The organism is Bacillus sp. 03113 (assembly GCF_006546985.1).
Lineage (GTDB): Bacteria > Bacillota > Bacilli > Bacillales > Cytobacillaceae > VATK01.
This window is the reverse complement of the sequence record NZ_VATK01000009.1, coordinates 102,150-119,260: the sequence shown is the minus strand read 5'-3', so window position 1 is coordinate 119,260 and position 17,111 is coordinate 102,150. Positions and strand designations below refer to the sequence as shown.

Genomic DNA, 17,111 nt, shown 5'->3' with positions numbered 1-17,111 from the left:
CTAAAGAAAGTTTTCTTTTAATTACTTCTCATTGAATACTTTATAAATTCTTTCAATTGCCCAGTCTAATTCTTCTTTTGAAATAGTCAATGGAGGGGCAAAACGAATAACCGTATGATGAGTCTCTTTGCAGAGTAATCCTTCTTCTTTTAACTTCTCACAATATGGTCTTGCTTCTTCGTGCAACTCCATTCCAATGAATAAACCTCTGCCTCTTACTTCTTTAATGCTGCTATTATTGATAGACTGTAATTTTTCTTTTAAATAGTTACCAAGCTCAAGGGAACGTTCTGCTAATTTCTCTTCTTCAAGTACTTCTAAGGAAGCTAAGGAAACCGAACAGGCAAGAGGATTTCCACCAAAAGTTGAACCATGTGATCCTGGAGTAAACACGCCTAACACGTCGTTATTAGCAACTACACATGAAATAGGGAATACTCCTCCTCCAAGTGCTTTACCTAAGATCAGCATATCAGGCTCAATTTCTTCCCAATCACAAGCAAACATTTTGCCTGTTCTTCCTAATCCAACTTGAATTTCATCCGCAATAAAGAGCACATTATGTTGTTTACAAAGGTCAAATGCTGCTTTTAAAAATCCTTTAGGTGGTAAGACGATGCCTGCTTCGCCTTGGATCGGTTCAATGATAAAGGCAGCTGTATTTGGAGTAATGGCTGATTTTAAAGCCTCTAAATCACCATAAGGAATGTTTTGGAATCCAGGCAGCATTGGACCAAACCCACGCTTATACTCTTCTTCTGAAGATAGAGAAACAGCTGTCATCGTACGGCCATGAAAATTGCCAATGCAAGCGATAATATTTGCTTGATTTTCGGCGATTCCTTTTACTTCATAAGCCCAGCGGCGTGCAGCTTTAATAGCCGTTTCAACGGCTTCAGCCCCAGTATTCATTGGAAGAGCCATATTTTTTCTTGTCAACTTACAAATTTTCTCATACCAAGGGCCAAGCTGATCATTATGAAATGCGCGTGATGTTAAGGTTACCTTATCAGCTTGAAGTTTTAATGCTTCAATAATTTTCGGGTGGCGATGACCTTGGTTCACAGCAGAATATGCACTTAATAAGTCCATATATCTGTTGTTTTCAGGATCTTCTACCCATACACCTTGTGCTTTAGCAATGACGATTGGAAGTGGATGATAGTTGTTTGCTCCGAATTGATTGGTTTGCTCAATAATTCTTGTAGATTGATTTATTTCATTTGTCATCGATATTCCTCCTTAAATATTTTTTATATGAAGGCGTTGTTAAAGAGTCATGTTGATATAAGCGAATTTTGAATCATTTATGTCAAAAAAATTTTCGCTAAATGATTCAAAATTCAACAAAGTATAAACAATGCCCTATATTAATAATAAGATTAAAATGCTTCAGAAGTTGTTTTGGCTTGCATATGAAGGATTAAATAATCCGGTCCGCCAGCTTTTGAGTCTGTACCTGACATATTAAATCCGCCAAACGGCTGATAACCGACAATGGCGCCTGTACATCCGCGATTAAAATATAAATTTCCTACATGGAACTCTTCACGAGCACGCTCTATATGCTCACGATTTTTTGTTAGTAATGCGCCTGTTAGTGCATACTCCGTATTATTGGCAATTTGCATCATGTGATCAAAGTCTCGTGCTTTACAGAATGCTACAACAGGTCCAAATATTTCTTCCTGCATTAAACGTGCATTTTCATCAACATCGGCAAAAATAGTTGGTTGAACAAAGTATCCGCGTGAGTTATCACCTTCTCCTCCTGTTACTAACTTTCCTTCTTGTTTACCAATTTCAATATATTTCATTACCTTCTCATAAGATGCTTCGTGAATCACTGGTCCGATATAGGTTTCTAGATCTTCAGGACTTCCTACAGATAACTTTTTTGTTAATGCGACGGCTTTTTCCAACACTTCATCATATACATCTTGATGGATAACTGCGCGAGAACAAGCAGAACATTTTTGACCAGAAAATCCAAATGCTGAACGTACAATAGAAGCGGCTGCTAAATCTAGATCTGCGTCTTTATCAACAACGACTGTGTCTTTTCCACCCATTTCTGCAATGACACGTTTTAACCAAATCTGTCCTGGCTGCACTTTTGCCGCTCTTTCATAAATACGGCATCCGACTGCACGAGAACCAGTAAAGGAAACAAATCTAGTTTTTGGGTGCTCCACTAAGTAATCCCCGATTACTTCACCTTTACCAGGAATAAAGTTGAGTACTCCATTCGGTAAACCGGCTTCTTCCATTACTTCCACAAATTTCGCCGCAACGACAGGAGTTGCATCAGCTGGTTTTAATAATATGGTATTACCCGTTACGATCGCCGCAACAGCTGTACCAGCCATAATGGCAAGCGGGAAGTTAAATGGAGAAATAATAATGCCGACACCAAGTGGAATATAGTGATATTGGTTATATTCACCATCACGACTTTTCACAGAAGCTCCGTCTTTTATTTCAAGCGCTTGACGAGCATAATACTCTAAGAAATCAATAGCTTCTGCGGTATCCGCATCTGCTTCATTCCAAGGCTTTCCTGCTTCTTTTACAAGATAGCTGGAAAACTCATGCTTTCTTCGTCTTAAGATAGCCGCTGCTTTGAATAAGATATCTGCTCTGTGTTCTACTTTCCATTTTTTCCAGGATTCGAAAGCTTGTAAGGCGGAATGCATGGCTTTTTCCGCTAATTCTTGATTTGCAATCGATACACTTCCAATCACTTCTTCCTTATTAGCAGGATTAATCGACATGATTTTTTCACTTGTTTCAATTCTTTCCCCATTAATAACAAGTGGATAATGCTTGCCAAGCTGGGTATTGACATAACTCTAATGATTTCTGAAATGCCTTTTTATTTTGGTCTTCTTTAAAATTTGTAAATGGTTCGTGAGAGTAAGTTACGACCATTTGGTTCACTCCTTTATGATGAAAATTTTATTACATTTGGATGTCAGAAGTTAAGTTTCAAATCTTATTTAATTTTTCCGTAATGCGGAAATGTGATTTATAATGTGGAATTACAAATTAATTTTTAAATAATTAATAAAATATGTCAATAGATTTTGTTAATTTTCCTTACATGAATTTTCATGTTCTTCCATTTTTAAAGTTTATTGTTGATTTATGTTATATGTTCTGCTAAATTTGTTTTGTGCAAAATACTCTAAATATAAAAAGAGATGAAGGTAACTATGGTACAATCGATTGATCGAGCGGTAAGTATTATTGAACTATTAGCTTCTAACAATGATAGAGAATGGTGGTCTATTTCAGAAATATCAGAAAGATTACATCTTCCTGTTAGTACGTCACATAGATTATTAAATACTCTTATTCGTCATGGTCTGGTTTTTCAAAACCCTGAAACAAAGCAATATAAATTGGGGTATTTGTGGATTGAGATTGGGTTGCGTCAACTTGAAAAGTTAGATTTTAGGTCGGTTGCTCGTGAAGTGATGAAACGTCTGGCTCTTCAAGTCGAGGAGAGTATTTATTTAAATATTCCAGACGGTACAGATGCTCTCATTATTGAGAGGGTCGATAGCCCAACAAATGTACGTATTATAGATAAATTAGGATTGCGAATTCCACTTCATATTGGCGCAGCAAATAAAACGATTTTAGCGAATATGAATTCAAAAGAAATGGATATTATTGTAAATAAGCTGATTCCTGATTCTTCAGATAAGTATAACAGCTTGATAGAGCAGTTATTCCAAATAAAAAGACAGGGGTATGCTGTAAGTTATAGTGAGAGAACGGAGGGAACTTTATCTGTTGCCGCCCCAATCTTGGACTTCAATCATAAAGTTGTTGGAGCATTAAGTATCGGTGTTTTAAATTATCGAGTGAAAGAAGAACGTTTATTATATTTGATAGATCGTGTAAAAGAAGCAGCGAATGAAATCTCTATTGCTATTGGCAGAACTTCGTGAAAACGAGGTTCTGTCCAATTTTTTATTTCAATAATGGAAATCGATTTCATAATGTGGAAAACGGAGGTCGCATCATGTTAAAATGGCAAACAAAAGAGCAATTAACAAAACTATTATGCAATCTTGTTGAAATCCCTAGTATTACAGGATCTGAGGCAGAAATTTATTTGCCGGATTTTGTTATTGGTGAGCTATCTAGCCTAGAGTACTTCAAGCAGCATCCTGAGCACTTAAAGAAAAATCCTACCGGAGATGGAAGATATTTTGTTACTGGATTAGTAAAGAAAAATCCGGATATGAAAAAAACAGTGATTCTTGTCAGTCATTTTGATGTTGTCGATGTACAGGACTATGGAAGATGGAAAGAAGATGCTTTTAATCCTGAAAAATTAACGCAAATATTCTACTCACAAAAGGATGAATTGCCTAAACAAGTCCGAAATGATGTAGAATCAGGGAACTGGTTATTTGGCAGAGGGACTATGGATATGAAATGTGGACTTGCTTTACATATGGCGATGATTGAACAAGCTTGTGAAGGAGCTTTTGATGGAAATATTCTATTGTTAACCGTTCCGGACGAAGAAGTAAATTCTGTTGGAATGAGAGCAGCAGTACCTGTTTTATTGGAGATGGCAGACAAATTTAATCTTGAATATACAACGGTCCTTAATGGTGAACCCATGTTTATGCGTTATCCGGGTGACCAAAAGAAATACATTTACACAGGTACCATTGGCAAGGTATTACCAGGGTTTCTTTGCTATGGAAAAGAAACCCATGTGGGAGAACCATTTGCCGGATTAAATGCAAACTACATGGCTTCTTTATTAACAGATGAGTTTGAATTAAATACGGAACTTTGTGACATTGTAGAAGGAGAAATTACACCACCTCCAACCAATTTAATTCAACACGGCATTAAAGAAGAGTATTCTGTTCAAATTCCACATCGTGCCGTGACATTATGTAATTTATTTATTTTAGATAAAACAATGGATGATGTTGTTTCCTTATTAAGGGATAAAGCAGAAAAAGTAGCAAATGTAATAACAGAATCTTATACAAAGCAAGTATCAGAGTTTTCTAAATATACTCCTTTTGGTGCTCCTGATTTAAAGATAACTGTCCTAACTTATGATGAATTAACGAATTATGCGATTAAAAACTATGGTGTTGAGATGGTAAATAGTATTCAATCTTCAATATTAAATAATAGAGGAGAAAAGGATGATAGAGAGGTAACCATTGAAATTGCAGATAAATTAACGATCCTTTGTAAGGAATTAGCGCCCATGATTGTGATTTTCTTTGCACCTCCGTATTATCCGGCTATTAGTTCGTATAAGCACCCATTAATAAAAGACGTTGTCGAGAAAATGGAGAAATATGCAAATGAATTCCATGACATTTCATTTGAAAAAATAAACTACTTTAACGGTATTTCGGATCTTAGTTATGTAGGTTTACAACATCCAGTTGACTCTATGAAATCTCTTACAGCAAATATGCCATTATGGGATAAAGGATACTCTGTTCCGTTACGGAAATTAGAATTATTTGATGTTCCTGTATTAAATATGGGTCCTGTTGGATTTGATGCTCACCAGTGGACAGAACGTTTAGATCTAGATTATGCATTTGAAACGTTGATGGATATGTTGCCGGTATGTATTAATTCTTTATTAACTCCAAGTGCTGTAACAAATTGAACAACCTTCGTTTAGGCAGCTTGAAGAAAAATTAATTTAGTGACTGCTTGTCATCATATAATTTGATGAGGTAAAAGATTTTATATTTGCGATAGAATAGCTCTACAAAACTAAAAGCATTGAATGACATGTTCATTCGATGCTTTTTTAGATTAGGAAATTATTAAATGGTTGGTTATTGATAACTTTCAAAGTTATTTATTGATGTCTAGCTCCAGCGCCTAGTCCTTGTGAAAAATAACCATTTGCCTCTAAAAGTAAAAAATACTTTCCCTCTTCAAATGAACATTATACTTCAGGTGATCGAGGCACTTGCGATTTGTTCGTTTCTAGAAAAGGAACATGTTGTTGAATGTTAGCAGGAGTATTGGCGAACTTCTTGTATAGGTATATATATTTCGAATAAGAGAGAAGATGAAAACTTTGTAAGCATTTCTTACAAGATTATTAACAAAACTATAAATAATCAAATAATATAGAGTTATATTGAATCCTGTATACAGGATTCAATATAAGAAACTCAACATTAAAGAAAGTAAAGGTGGTTTGAATCATGCTTTATATTGATGGTGTATGGAAAGAATCAGAAAGTAAGGAAACCTTTAATGTAGTGAACCCTGCGGATGGAACAATAGTCGATCGTGTTGCAAAAGGTGGAAAAAAAGAAACACAGTTAGCAATTGATGCAGCGCAAAAAGCGTTTTTGTCTTGGTCCAAACTTACTGCAAAGGAAAGATATACATATTTAAAAAAAGCAGCAGATCTTTTAAGAGGCAGAGTAGACAGTCTAGCGGAGTTAGTAACAAAAGAAATGGGAAAACCCGTTTCTGAAGCAAAAGGAGAAATTGGTTTAGCGATTGAGTATTTAGATTGGTATGCAGAAGAAGGTAAACGTATATATGGAGATACGATTCCAGCATCATCCCAGTCTAAACGTCTAATGGTATTACGTCAGCCAGCAGGTGTTGTAGGTGCAATTACTCCTTGGAATTTTCCCGTAGCCATGATTACTAGAAAGATAGCTCCTGCCCTCGCAGCAGGATGTACCGTAGTGTTAAAGCCTTCAGAGGAAAGTCCGTTATCTGCAATTGAAGTAGTAAAAGTATTTCATGAAGCTGGTATTCCCAATGGAGTTATCAATTTACTTCATGGTCAACCGAGAGAAATTGGCGATGTACTAATGAGCAGTCCAGTTGTTAGAAAAATTACATTTACTGGTTCTACAGCAGTTGGAAAAGAATTAATTCGCAAATCGGCAGATACATTGAAGAAAGTATCGATGGAGTTAGGTGGACATGCACCATTTATCGTTTTTGAGGATGCAGATTTAGATAGAGCAGTGGAAGGAGCAATTGCAAGTAAGTTCCGAAACGCAGGGCAAACGTGTGTCTGTACAAATCGTATTTATGTTCAAAAATCTGTTTCTGAAGAATTTGCCAATAGACTAAAAGTGAAAATGGAGCAACTAGTTGTAGGAAACGGATTAGAGGAAGGTGTAAACGTTGGTCCATTAATTAATGTTCGTGCGATTGAAAAAACACAAAGTCATGTATTGGATGCGGTATCTAAAGGAGCAAAAGTAATTTATGGAGGCTCAAAGCCAGAGGGAGAAGCGTTTAGTAAGGGACACTTTTTTAACCCTACTGTTCTACTTCATGCTACGAATGATATGAAAATAGCTAATGAAGAAACATTTGGACCAGTAGCGCCAATCTTTGAATTTGAAACAGAAGAAGAAGTCATTAAAAAAGCAAATGATACCGTTTATGGTTTAGCGTCTTATATTTTCACACAAAATGGAGCTCGAATGTTCCGAGTATTAGAAGCGCTTGACTACGGAATTGTCGGAGTGAATGATGCGATGCCTACAGTAGCACAGGCACCGTTTGGTGGAGTAAAGGAATCTGGAATTGGTCGTGAAGGTGGAAAATATGGAATAGAAGACTATCTAGAGATCAAATTTGTTTCTTTAGATTTGGCGTAATAACCATGAAAAAAATGATGTGAATCGTAAAGCTGAATTCAGATTTTTAGAGTGGTATTAATGATTTTGAATGAGTATTTCGGATACAGAATACAGCATACAGCATACAGAAAGGAGGTTTTATTCAATGATAAACAAATTAGTACAATCGGAAACGTTAGCGGACCGTGCTTACAAAGAAATAAAAAAAGCAATTATTCGTGGTGATTTTCTGCCAGGTGATCCATTACCGGAAGAAGGACTTGCTTCTATGCTTGGAATTAGCAGAACACCAATAAGAAAAGCTATATCAAAACTCGCTTTTGATGGGTTAGTATCCTTGGAAAATGGAAAAATGGCGCGTATTGCTGTGATTTCCGCTGAAGATTTTCAGCAATATATTAATTTAAGAAAAGTACTCGAAGTATTTTCAGCTGAAGAAGCTGCTCCTTTAGTAACCAATGAAATGATTGGTCATTTAGAGATGCTAATGACCAATCAGAAAAAAGCAATTGAGGAAAAAGATCTTTATACTTACGTAGAGTTAGACTCGCAATTTCATCTGAGTATAGCTGAAATTTCTAAAAATGGAAAGTTGCAAGATTTTATAGAACAACTTCATAATCAATTAACAAGATATCTAGTACTCTCTGGTACACTTTCCGAAAGTGCTCAAGAAGCACACGAAGAACATCTAAAGATTATCGAAGCATTAAAAGAACGAAATGCAAAAAAAGCTGCTGAAGCAGTTCGATTTCATATAGAAAATGTAGAAAGACGTTCAAAAAAAAATGAGAGAACTGACGAAAAAATAGTTAATATTATAAATCCAACTAGAGACTATTAAAACGAAAGGTGATTCGATGTATACAAAAATTAAAAATCTACCATTATTTGATCAAGTAGAGGCTATTACGACCTCGCTTGTACATACATTGAGTATTAATGGGACAGATGGAGAAGTACAGATTGCCGATAAGATTGAACAATTTTTACGAACTTTCCCTTATTTTAAACAACGCCCTAATCAAGTATGGACACAAAATTTACCGAATGATGCAATTGGCAGAAAGAATGTATTTGCCCATATTAAAGGAAACAGAAAATCAAAGAAAACGGTCGTTTTTCATGCCCATATTGATACGGTTGGGATTGAAGATTTTGGTGCTCTGCAATCAAGCGCGAATAATCCAGAAGCACTGCTCAAGTATTTTCAAACCTATTCAGATGCAGAGATTCGAACTCAGGCTTTGTCTGGAGACTGGATGTTTGGACGCGGAGCATTAGATATGAAGAGTGGTGTTGCCGTTCATTTAGCGAATGTTCTCTATTTTAGTGAGAATCAAGAAGTGTGGGATGGGGACATCATTTTTATGGCAAATCCAGTTGAGGAAAATCAACATACAGGTGCCATAGCTGCTGTTGATGAATTGCTGCGTTTGCGTGAAGAAGAAGGCTTGGATTATGTAGTGGCGATAAACACGGACTATATTTCCGCTTTTTATCCTGGTGATACGAACAAGTATATTTACACGGGTGCAGGTGGCAAGCTTTTACCTTGTTTTTATGTATATGGCCGTGAAACCCATGTAGGACAAACACTGAATGGACTTGATCCAACACTTGTGACTGCTGAATTAAATAAACGTATTAATAATAACATGGCATTAACCGAGCACATTGAAGGCGAATTAATTACTCCTCCTTCTGCTCTCTATCATAGAGATACGAAAGAGTTTTACAATGTACAAACGGCTGTAACGAGTCATTTATATTTCAATTTTATGGTATTAGAAGCTTCGCCAAAGGATATTATGGAGAAGTTAAAAGTGGTAGCGCAGGAAGCAACTGCTGAGGTAACTGCTTATTATGAAGAGAATTATAATACGTTCGCCCATGTAAATAATTTCCCATCTGATCGCCCTAATTGGGATATGGAAGTATATAGTTATGTGGAATATTGTGAAAAGCTTTCTAAACAAGGAATCGATGTAAAAGCTGCTACCGCACAGGTGCTAAAAGAGAACCCGACTCTTGAGCTGCGTGAGCTTTGTTTCAAAATAGTTGATAGGTTACGAGAATTAGATCAAACAGTAACGCCATGTGTGATTGTTTTCTATGCACCGCCATATTGCCCACATAATTATTTAACTGGTAAAGGTGAAAGAGATCAAGCGATTTTACAAACGATTGATGAAGTAACAGCACGTGTTTCTGTTCGAACGAATGAAACTTTTTCAGTGAAGAAATTCTTTCCTTATCTTTCGGATAGCAGTTATTTATCCCTTCATGATACAGATGAGGAAATTGACTATCTTGTGGACAACTTTCCAGAATGGAATAAAATTTATCCCGTACCAATTAAAGATATTCGCAAATTAAATGTCCCTTCTATTAATGTTGGTGTGTATGGATTTGATGCTCATCGTTGGACGGAACGCGTATATAAACCGTATTCCTTTGATACAGTACCACAGCTTATTAGAGAGATGACAAATTCCTGGTTAAAGGCCCCTGTTAAACAATAATAAGAAAAGGAAAAGGTGAAAATTCATGGTAACAAAATCAGAATCTTTAGCAACACGCGCAAATAAAGTATTTCCGCCAGTTGCTCAAAGAGCAACGACTCTTGGCATCGTTAAAGGAGAAGGTTCTTACGTTATTTCTGAAGATGGGAATAAATATTTAGATTTTGCAAGTGGTGTAGCAGTAACAAATGTCGGCCATAATCATCCGCTCGTTGTAGAAAAAGCGAAGGCTCAAATCGATGAATTAATACACGGTGGCCATAACGTTCTTTATTATCCAGTCTATGTTGAGCTTGCTGAAAAGCTCAATGAATTAAACGGCGGGAACTGCAAGGTATACTTTTCAAACAGTGGAGCGGAAGTGAATGAAGGGGCTATCAAACTAGCAAAACATGTGACGAAACGCCCTGGTATTATTTCTTTCAAGCGCAGCTTCCACGGACGAACAATCGCAACCACAACATTGACAGCATCCAACTCTTTATATCGCAAAGGATATGAAGGACTGCTTCCAAGTGTTTATTATGCAGAATATCCATATGCTTTTCGTACAGGTTTGTCTGAAGAGGAAGAAGTAAAACGTTGTTTAGACTCATTGGAAGAAGTCTTTCACTACTTGATTGCTCCAGATCAAGTAGCTGCGATTTTGATGGAACCAGTTCAAGGGGAAGGCGGTTATATCGTTCCTCCAGCAGAATTCATCAAGGAAATTCGAAAAATTTGTGATCATCACGGAATTCTTCTTATTTTTGATGAAGTTCAAACTGGTTTTGGACGTACTGGAAAAATGTTCGCTTGGCAGCATTTTGGCATACAGCCAGATATCTTGACACTTGCAAAAGGAATTGCCAATGGATTCCCGCTTAGTGCATTAGTAGCAAAAGCAGAATTAATGGACCAATGGACATCTGGTACTCATGGAGGAACATTTGGAGGAAATCCAGTTTCATGTGCTGCTTCACTTGCAGTCATTGAAATATTAGAGAGTGGATTGTTAGAGAAATCTGTCGAAATGGCAGAATACTTTACGGAGAAGCTTTCCGGCCTTTCTTCTACTTTTACGAACATTCGTGATATTCGTGGTTTAGGGTTAATGATTGGAATGGAATTCGTTCAAGTTGATGGAAAACCAGATGCTAAAACGGTAACTGCACTAAAAGATAAAGCATTGGAAAAAGGGTTAATTCTCCTTACTTGTGGAACAGAAAAAAATGTTATTCGCTTTATTCCTCCTCTTACTGTTACAAAGGAAGAAATTGATGAAGCATTTAATATTATTAAAGAATCTTTGGAAGAAATAAATTAATTAATCATACTGGATTTGTGAACGATTATGGGGATAGTGATAGATTTTAAAACTTGACTATGCTGTCCCTATCTATTTAATATCAATATAAAAAATTTGTAATAACCGAACTTAGGTTGTTTATATACTAGAAAGTTGGACCTTCATGCTAAAAGTAGTTAACAAATTGTTAATAAAAGCAATGCCAATTCTTACACCAACTGCTCTATTAATTGGTGTTCTTATTGGTGATAAAATTACACATCTTTCTTTTTTAATTCCTTGGATATTTGTTGTTATTACATTTATTGGAAATATAGGTTCTAATTTCAAACAATTAGAAGTTGTTATACGGCGACCCTTCCCTTTTCTAGTTAGTTTACTAGTATTACATATTGTAATGCCGTTTTTAGCATGGGGAGTAGGTCATCTCGTTTTTCATGGAGATTCACTTACCATTACAGGCTTTATTTTGGCAGTTGTCATTCCGACAGGTATTACTAGTTTTATATGGGTAACGATTCATCATGGAAATATTCATTTGCTCTAGCTATTATTCTATTTGATACCCTTCTTTCTCCTCTTATCGTTCCAGAAAGCCTATCATTTTTTGTTGGAAAAGCGGTAGCAATTGATACAGGGGAATTAATGAAAAATTTGTTTTTTATGATTGTTTTCCCTTCTATATTAGGAATGCTATTAAATCATTTAACGAAAGGGAAAGTAAACACAGTATTAGCTGAAAAGCTATCTCCCTTTTCTAAAAAAAATAGGCATTGTTATGATTGTTTGTATTAATGGAGGCATATTAGCTCCATATTTAAATAAATTGGATTTAAAGCTGTTTCTTATCATTTGTACGGTATTTGTTATCGCTAGTACAGGATATTTAATAAGCTGGTGTATAAGCTTGTTTCTAAAATGGGAACGAGATGTTGTTGTGACAATGACTTTCTGCGGAGGCATGAGGAACATTAGTGCTGGAGCTGTATTAGCTGTCACCTTCTTTCCTGCCCCTGTTGCATTGCCAGTTGTATTAGGAATGCTTTTTCAACAAGTATTGGCATCAGTTTATGGACAAATGCTATATAAATATTATTTGAATAAAAAATACAAATATTTACAATTTGATAAATAAGGAATTACAAGGGAAGATAAAATATCTTTTTGTTTTTAAAAATAGTATCCATTTTTTTTTATGTTAGGTTATTAAAAAATAGATTTATATTAATGAAGAAAAACGAACGAGGTGATTAGTGCCTCTTTTTTATATCAAGAAGTACGATATGAGGTTCATTTTGTCGAAACTCCTCAATAACGTTATTAAAATTTTTCGGAACATTCGCTTTATTCCTGTATCATTGAATGTGATTTTGTAGTAGTCCGGCAATCCTCTTATCATCTTCCACGATCAGTACTTTATACATGTAGAGCCCATTTCTATAGATAGTAAACTATTAATTTCTAATTTTTCTTTCTTATTTATAAACAAAAGGAATAGGTATTTAAAATTTGAATGACTGCATGAACACTGAATCAAATATAAAACAGTAGTGTTTTTTGAACAATTAGTTGAAATATTGACATAAATTAGAAAGCGATTTTATAATGATCTTGGATTTGATCCTTCTAGTATGTGAGAAAAGAAAAATCAGTTAGCCATTTTTTTGAAAGCGCTTTGAACTATTTTGTTTGTCCGCCACTTTATTGTGGAAAGATTCATTCTAACTTTAATCTATTAAACTATTAAAGGGGAGAGTTGCATGATCTATAGAAGTTTAGGGAGAACAGAATTAAAGGTATCTGAAATTGGCTACGGGGCTTGGGGAATTGGAAAGAGCAGTTGGGTAGGGGCAAAGGATGATGAATCGATTAGAGCACTGCACACTGCAATCGATTATGGGTTGAACTTTATTGACACAGCTCTGGTGTATGGGGATGGTCATAGTGAAGCATTAGTAGGACAAGTTGTAAAAGAGCGCTCCGAAACCATTTATATCGCGTCGAAAATTCCTCCAAAAAACATGAAATGGCCAGCTCCATCAGGTATTCCGGTCGAAGAAGCGTTTTCGGCAGAACATATCATTGCATCAACGGAGAGAAGTCTTAAAAACCTTGGTCTGGAGACAATTGATTTACAACAATTTCACGTTTGGTCAGATGAATGGGTAAATCAAGGAGATTGGCTTCTTGCCATTGAAAAACTAAAACAGCAAGGAAAAATCCGCTATTTTGGAGTATCGATAAATGACCATCAGCCGGATAATGCTATTAAGCTAGTCGAATCCGGTTTGGTAGACTCAGTTCAAGTTATCTACAACATTTTTGACCAAAGTCCTGAGGATCATCTCTTTCCAATATGTGAGCGTCACAATGTAGGGGTTATTGTTCGAGTACCGTTAGACGAGGGTGGATTGACCGGCAGAATTACAGTGGATACAGCATTTGAAGAAGGAGACTTTCGCAATCGCTACTTTAAAGGAGATCGCAAGCAAGAAGTGGCTGATCGAATTGAGAAAATTGCTGCTGATCTGGATATTTCAAATGATCAAATGGCTGAAACGTCATTGCGCTTTATTCTTAGCCATCCAGCTGTCTCAACGGTTATTCCAGGTATGCGTTCATTGAGAAATGTAGAACGAAATTGTCAAATAAGTGATGGACAAGGATTATCGAAAGAGCAGCTAGAGAAACTTAAGTCTCATCGATGGGTCCGCAACTACTATTTAGCTTAAATTAATTATCTGAATAATGTGATTTATATTTGATAGGTATTTATATAAGAAAGAAAAACTGACTCAAAAGATCGTTGAATAACGACTTTTTTGAGTCAGTTTTTTTAAACTCGTATTAGCCATTCTTTTCTTCTCTGTTTTGTTATTTATAAAAAGAATCATTTGAATCATGTATTAATTGACATAACCCCCCCGGGGGGTTATCGTGTTCTTGAGGTGATATAAATGACAGACCACCACAAATATCGAAAACAAATTGTAAATAGGTTAGCCAAAATTGAAGGGCATACAAGATCCGTTAAGAACATGGCTGCTGAGGGTAGAGATTGTGGAGACTTATTAATTCAGATTGCGGCTATTCGTTCAGCACTTGATAGCTGCGGAAAATTGATTTTAAAGGATCATTTGGAAGGATGTGTTGTTGAGGCAGTGAAAGAAGGAGATGAATCAGTAGTCAAAAAGTTAAATGAAGCAATAGATAAATTTATTCGATAATTTCATAGAGGTGGAGAATGTAAATTGAAAATTCCTAACCACGCTAAAAGAGTATTTAATATTGCGTTACCAGCTATTGGAGAATCTTATTTGCAAAGTCTACTTGGAGTCGTAGATGCTTTTTTTATTGCGAAATTAGGTTTACTAGCAATAAATGCAGTAGGTGTAACGAATCTATATAGTATGACATACATTGGAGTTTTTACAGCTGTATCTGCCGCTCTCTCCGTTTTTTTATCGAGAGCATTTGGAGCAAGAGAATTTGAACGAACGAAGTCTGTTGTTTTTCATGGTTTTTTATTAGCTGTCATAATTGGAGTTCTCTTTTCAATTGTTTCAGTTCTATTCGCTGAACCTTTATTAGACATGGTAGGTGCAAATAAAGAATTAAAAGAAACCGCCTTAACATATTTTCAAATTGTACTAGGACTAACTCCTTTCGTAGCTTTATTTACTGCTCAATCTGCCTCTTTTCGGGCGATCGGGGATACAAAAACTCCTTTATGGATCGGAATTGAAATGAATGTTGTACATATAATCCTTGATTATTTTTTCATATTTGGGATAGGCTCATTTAGTGGTCTTGGGTTAACTGGGGCAGCTATTGCAATGATAATAGCAAGAATTTATGGTTTTGTTCGTCTTTTGGTCAAATCTCAACGAATTCCTTCTATTGCTCTAAAGGTAAGTGATTTAAAATTACATGGACATTTATTGAAAAGCATGGTTAAATTTGCAGTTCCTGCTACATTAGAAAGATTATCTATGCGATTAGGTCAGGTTGTATATTTTGGTTTGATTGTTCGTATGGGAGTAGAAGTATATGCTACCCATAATATTGCAGGTACATTAACGGTTTTCGCATATACAATTGGCGGTGGATTTGCAATAGCTGCAACAACTTGTATTGGGCAAGCTATTGGAGAAAAAAATCTATCGGATATTAAAGAATATCGTAAATGGAGTTATATACAAACAGCTACATCAATGACTCTAATCACAGGCATATTAGCTGCAACAAGTCCGTGGATTGGGAAATTGTTTACAACCAATGGATCAGTAATTCATTTATTAATGATTATTTTGATCATTGATATGATTTCACAACCTTTCTTAGCTTCTGTTTTAATTGATACATCAGTTATACAAGCTGGAGGAAATAGTACTTTTCCTATGATCGTTACGATGATCGGAATATGGGGAGTGCGAACAATAGGCGTCTATTTGTTTGCATGGAAATTAGGATTTGGATTGCCTGCTGTTTGGATATCAATTGCCATGGATAATGCATTACGAGCAGGGCTTTTTTCGTGGTATCGTAAAAACAAGCAATTGGTTAGAAAGTTAGATTGAGTAATAGAGTTTAATTTTAAAGGGAGTCAATGATCAGAGAGTTGATGGAAATTGTATTCTTTACATCAAGTTATGGAAACATTCAATTTTCAATTACAGTTACATAAAGGCAAAAGTAAAAAAAGCTAAGGACAAAAAGCTTTCCTTAACTTTTTGAAGTAAGACTTTCTTCAAACATATCTATAATTTGAAGAAATCTTTCAGCTTCACGGAATACATGATCTGCAAGTAGAGGATGAATATTGCTCTTTATCCTACAGGCCTCAATTAACTCTGTTGCTGTTTTCTTAAAGTCCCGTAAAGCCACAACTGAAACGCGGTTTTGATCAAGAAATTGATCTAAAATTGGTTTAGTTTGAGATTGTGGACGCATGGAGTCTAAATCAATCGCTTGAAAAAGGAGCTGGTCAAAGTCATGGCTGAATTCTCGCGCTTGTTCAACTAATTTTCTTTCAGAAGGATCTAAAAGATGGCCAATGAATTTTGAATGGTCTGCCATAATTCTTAGAAAGAATACATTCTCTTTTATAATTGCTTCAGGTAATGGTTTTAGCTTGCCTTCATTTAACTCTTTTAAGCGTTTTGCAAAATACGCTGCCTCACGGCTAGTATGGTCGATTAATAACGCATAGTTATTAGATCTCACTTTACATTGCAAAGTGAGACCAAGTACTTTTCTTTTATAGGCATAAATCGAAACGGCTGCTTGGTATACTTGGTTATTAAATTGAACAATTTGCTGTGGGTCTGAGTTTATAGAGAAATTACTTAGCTGCTCTTCAATCCTTTCAAATACAGGAATAAATTGCTTTGCTTCTTGAATAAGTTGTGTATCATCATAATGAAATCCAAGACTTAAAAATAAGGCATGTTCCTTCATAATTCTCGCCCAAAAACGGATTTCATCTAAGGAACGTGCTACAAATAAATTAGCCAAGTTTCCACCCCTCTCAATATCTCATGCCGCTTTATTAATATTCAAAATGTAACTAGAATATGTTAACTTTTCTGCGTATTTGAAAAATAAGAGGAGTAAGTCAACTATATCAAAATATAGGAACAATAATAATGGAGGATTATC

The 17,111-nt window shown here is 35.6% G+C and carries 11 protein-coding genes and 2 pseudogenes; 10 read left to right on the top strand and 3 right to left on the bottom strand.

Annotated features, from left to right (window positions below; translation table 11 throughout):
- Nucleotides 1-21: 21 nt before the first annotated feature.
- Nucleotides 22-1,230 carry an ornithine--oxo-acid transaminase gene (locus FDO66_RS10420; RefSeq protein ID WP_141432589.1) on the bottom strand — a complete coding sequence of 403 codons (1,209 nt, stop codon included), beginning with the start codon at nucleotides 1,228-1,230 and terminating at the stop codon, nucleotides 22-24.
- A 152-nt stretch (nucleotides 1,231-1,382) separates the two neighbouring features.
- Nucleotides 1,383-2,931, bottom strand: a pseudogene (gene pruA / locus FDO66_RS10415) (L-glutamate gamma-semialdehyde dehydrogenase).
- Nucleotides 2,932-3,215: 284 nt separating this feature from the next.
- Between pruA and FDO66_RS10410 the strand changes: the two are divergent.
- The 10 genes and pseudogenes from FDO66_RS10410 (at nucleotide 3,216) to FDO66_RS10365 (ending at nucleotide 16,030) form a co-directional block, all read left to right on the top strand.
- On the top strand, nucleotides 3,216-3,959 hold the full coding sequence (locus FDO66_RS10410) for an IclR family transcriptional regulator (protein ID WP_141432588.1): 744 nt from the start codon (nucleotides 3,216-3,218) through the stop codon (nucleotides 3,957-3,959).
- Nucleotides 3,960-4,033: 74 nt separating this feature from the next.
- Nucleotides 4,034-5,671, top strand: a complete 1,638-nt coding sequence (locus tag FDO66_RS10405) for a M20/M25/M40 family metallo-hydrolase (protein WP_141432587.1) — start codon at nucleotides 4,034-4,036, stop codon at nucleotides 5,669-5,671.
- A gap of 553 nt (nucleotides 5,672-6,224) precedes the next feature.
- Nucleotides 6,225-7,655 carry an NAD-dependent succinate-semialdehyde dehydrogenase gene (locus tag FDO66_RS10400; protein WP_141432586.1) on the top strand — a complete coding sequence of 477 codons (1,431 nt, stop codon included), beginning with the start codon at nucleotides 6,225-6,227 and terminating at the stop codon, nucleotides 7,653-7,655.
- 127 nt (nucleotides 7,656-7,782) lie between these two features.
- Nucleotides 7,783-8,481: a GntR family transcriptional regulator gene (locus FDO66_RS10395; RefSeq protein WP_181444528.1), complete on the top strand. Its 699-nt coding sequence runs from the start codon at nucleotides 7,783-7,785 to the stop codon at nucleotides 8,479-8,481.
- A 16-nt stretch (nucleotides 8,482-8,497) separates the two neighbouring features.
- A complete protein-coding gene (locus tag FDO66_RS10390) occupies nucleotides 8,498-10,162 on the top strand; it encodes a M20/M25/M40 family metallo-hydrolase (RefSeq protein ID WP_141432584.1) in 1,665 nt (554 codons plus the stop codon).
- A gap of 25 nt (nucleotides 10,163-10,187) precedes the next feature.
- Nucleotides 10,188-11,468 carry an aspartate aminotransferase family protein gene (locus tag FDO66_RS10385; protein WP_141432583.1) on the top strand — a complete coding sequence of 427 codons (1,281 nt, stop codon included), beginning with the start codon at nucleotides 10,188-10,190 and terminating at the stop codon, nucleotides 11,466-11,468.
- 145 nt (nucleotides 11,469-11,613) lie between these two features.
- Nucleotides 11,614-12,585: pseudogene (locus FDO66_RS10380) on the top strand (bile acid:sodium symporter family protein).
- Between the two features lie 625 nt (nucleotides 12,586-13,210).
- On the top strand, nucleotides 13,211-14,182 hold the full coding sequence (locus FDO66_RS10375) for an aldo/keto reductase (protein ID WP_141432582.1): 972 nt from the start codon (nucleotides 13,211-13,213) through the stop codon (nucleotides 14,180-14,182).
- Between the two features lie 225 nt (nucleotides 14,183-14,407).
- Nucleotides 14,408-14,677, top strand: coding sequence for a metal-sensing transcriptional repressor (locus tag FDO66_RS10370; protein ID WP_141432581.1), 270 nt, complete (start codon nucleotides 14,408-14,410; stop codon nucleotides 14,675-14,677).
- A gap of 24 nt (nucleotides 14,678-14,701) precedes the next feature.
- The gene (locus FDO66_RS10365) at nucleotides 14,702-16,030 is read left to right on the top strand and encodes an MATE family efflux transporter (protein WP_141432580.1); all 1,329 of its coding nucleotides are present in this window, start codon (nucleotides 14,702-14,704) and stop codon (nucleotides 16,028-16,030) included.
- A gap of 145 nt (nucleotides 16,031-16,175) precedes the next feature.
- Here FDO66_RS10365 and FDO66_RS10360 read toward each other — a convergent pair whose 3' ends face one another.
- Nucleotides 16,176-16,967, bottom strand: a complete 792-nt coding sequence (locus FDO66_RS10360; RefSeq protein WP_141432579.1) for a DUF2935 domain-containing protein — start codon at nucleotides 16,965-16,967, stop codon at nucleotides 16,176-16,178.
- Nucleotides 16,968-17,111: the final 144 nt, after the last annotated feature.

Bases quoted from the DNA above. Each gene is read 5' to 3' on its own strand.
- FDO66_RS10410 (WP_141432588.1), top strand. From the start codon at position 3,216: ATGGTACAATCGATTGATCGAGCGGTAAGTATTATTGAACTATTAGCT.
- FDO66_RS10375 (WP_141432582.1), top strand. From the start codon at position 13,211: ATGATCTATAGAAGTTTAGGGAGAACAGAATTAAAGGTATCTGAAATT.
- FDO66_RS10420 (WP_141432589.1), bottom strand. From the start codon at position 1,230: ATGACAAATGAAATAAATCAATCTACAAGAATTATTGAGCAAACCAAT.
- FDO66_RS10370 (WP_141432581.1), top strand. From the start codon at position 14,408: ATGACAGACCACCACAAATATCGAAAACAAATTGTAAATAGGTTAGCC.
- FDO66_RS10405 (WP_141432587.1), top strand. From the start codon at position 4,034: ATGTTAAAATGGCAAACAAAAGAGCAATTAACAAAACTATTATGCAAT.
- FDO66_RS10395 (WP_181444528.1), top strand. From the start codon at position 7,783: ATGATAAACAAATTAGTACAATCGGAAACGTTAGCGGACCGTGCTTAC.
- FDO66_RS10385 (WP_141432583.1), top strand. From the start codon at position 10,188: ATGGTAACAAAATCAGAATCTTTAGCAACACGCGCAAATAAAGTATTT.
- FDO66_RS10390 (WP_141432584.1), top strand. From the start codon at position 8,498: ATGTATACAAAAATTAAAAATCTACCATTATTTGATCAAGTAGAGGCT.
- FDO66_RS10400 (WP_141432586.1), top strand. From the start codon at position 6,225: ATGCTTTATATTGATGGTGTATGGAAAGAATCAGAAAGTAAGGAAACC.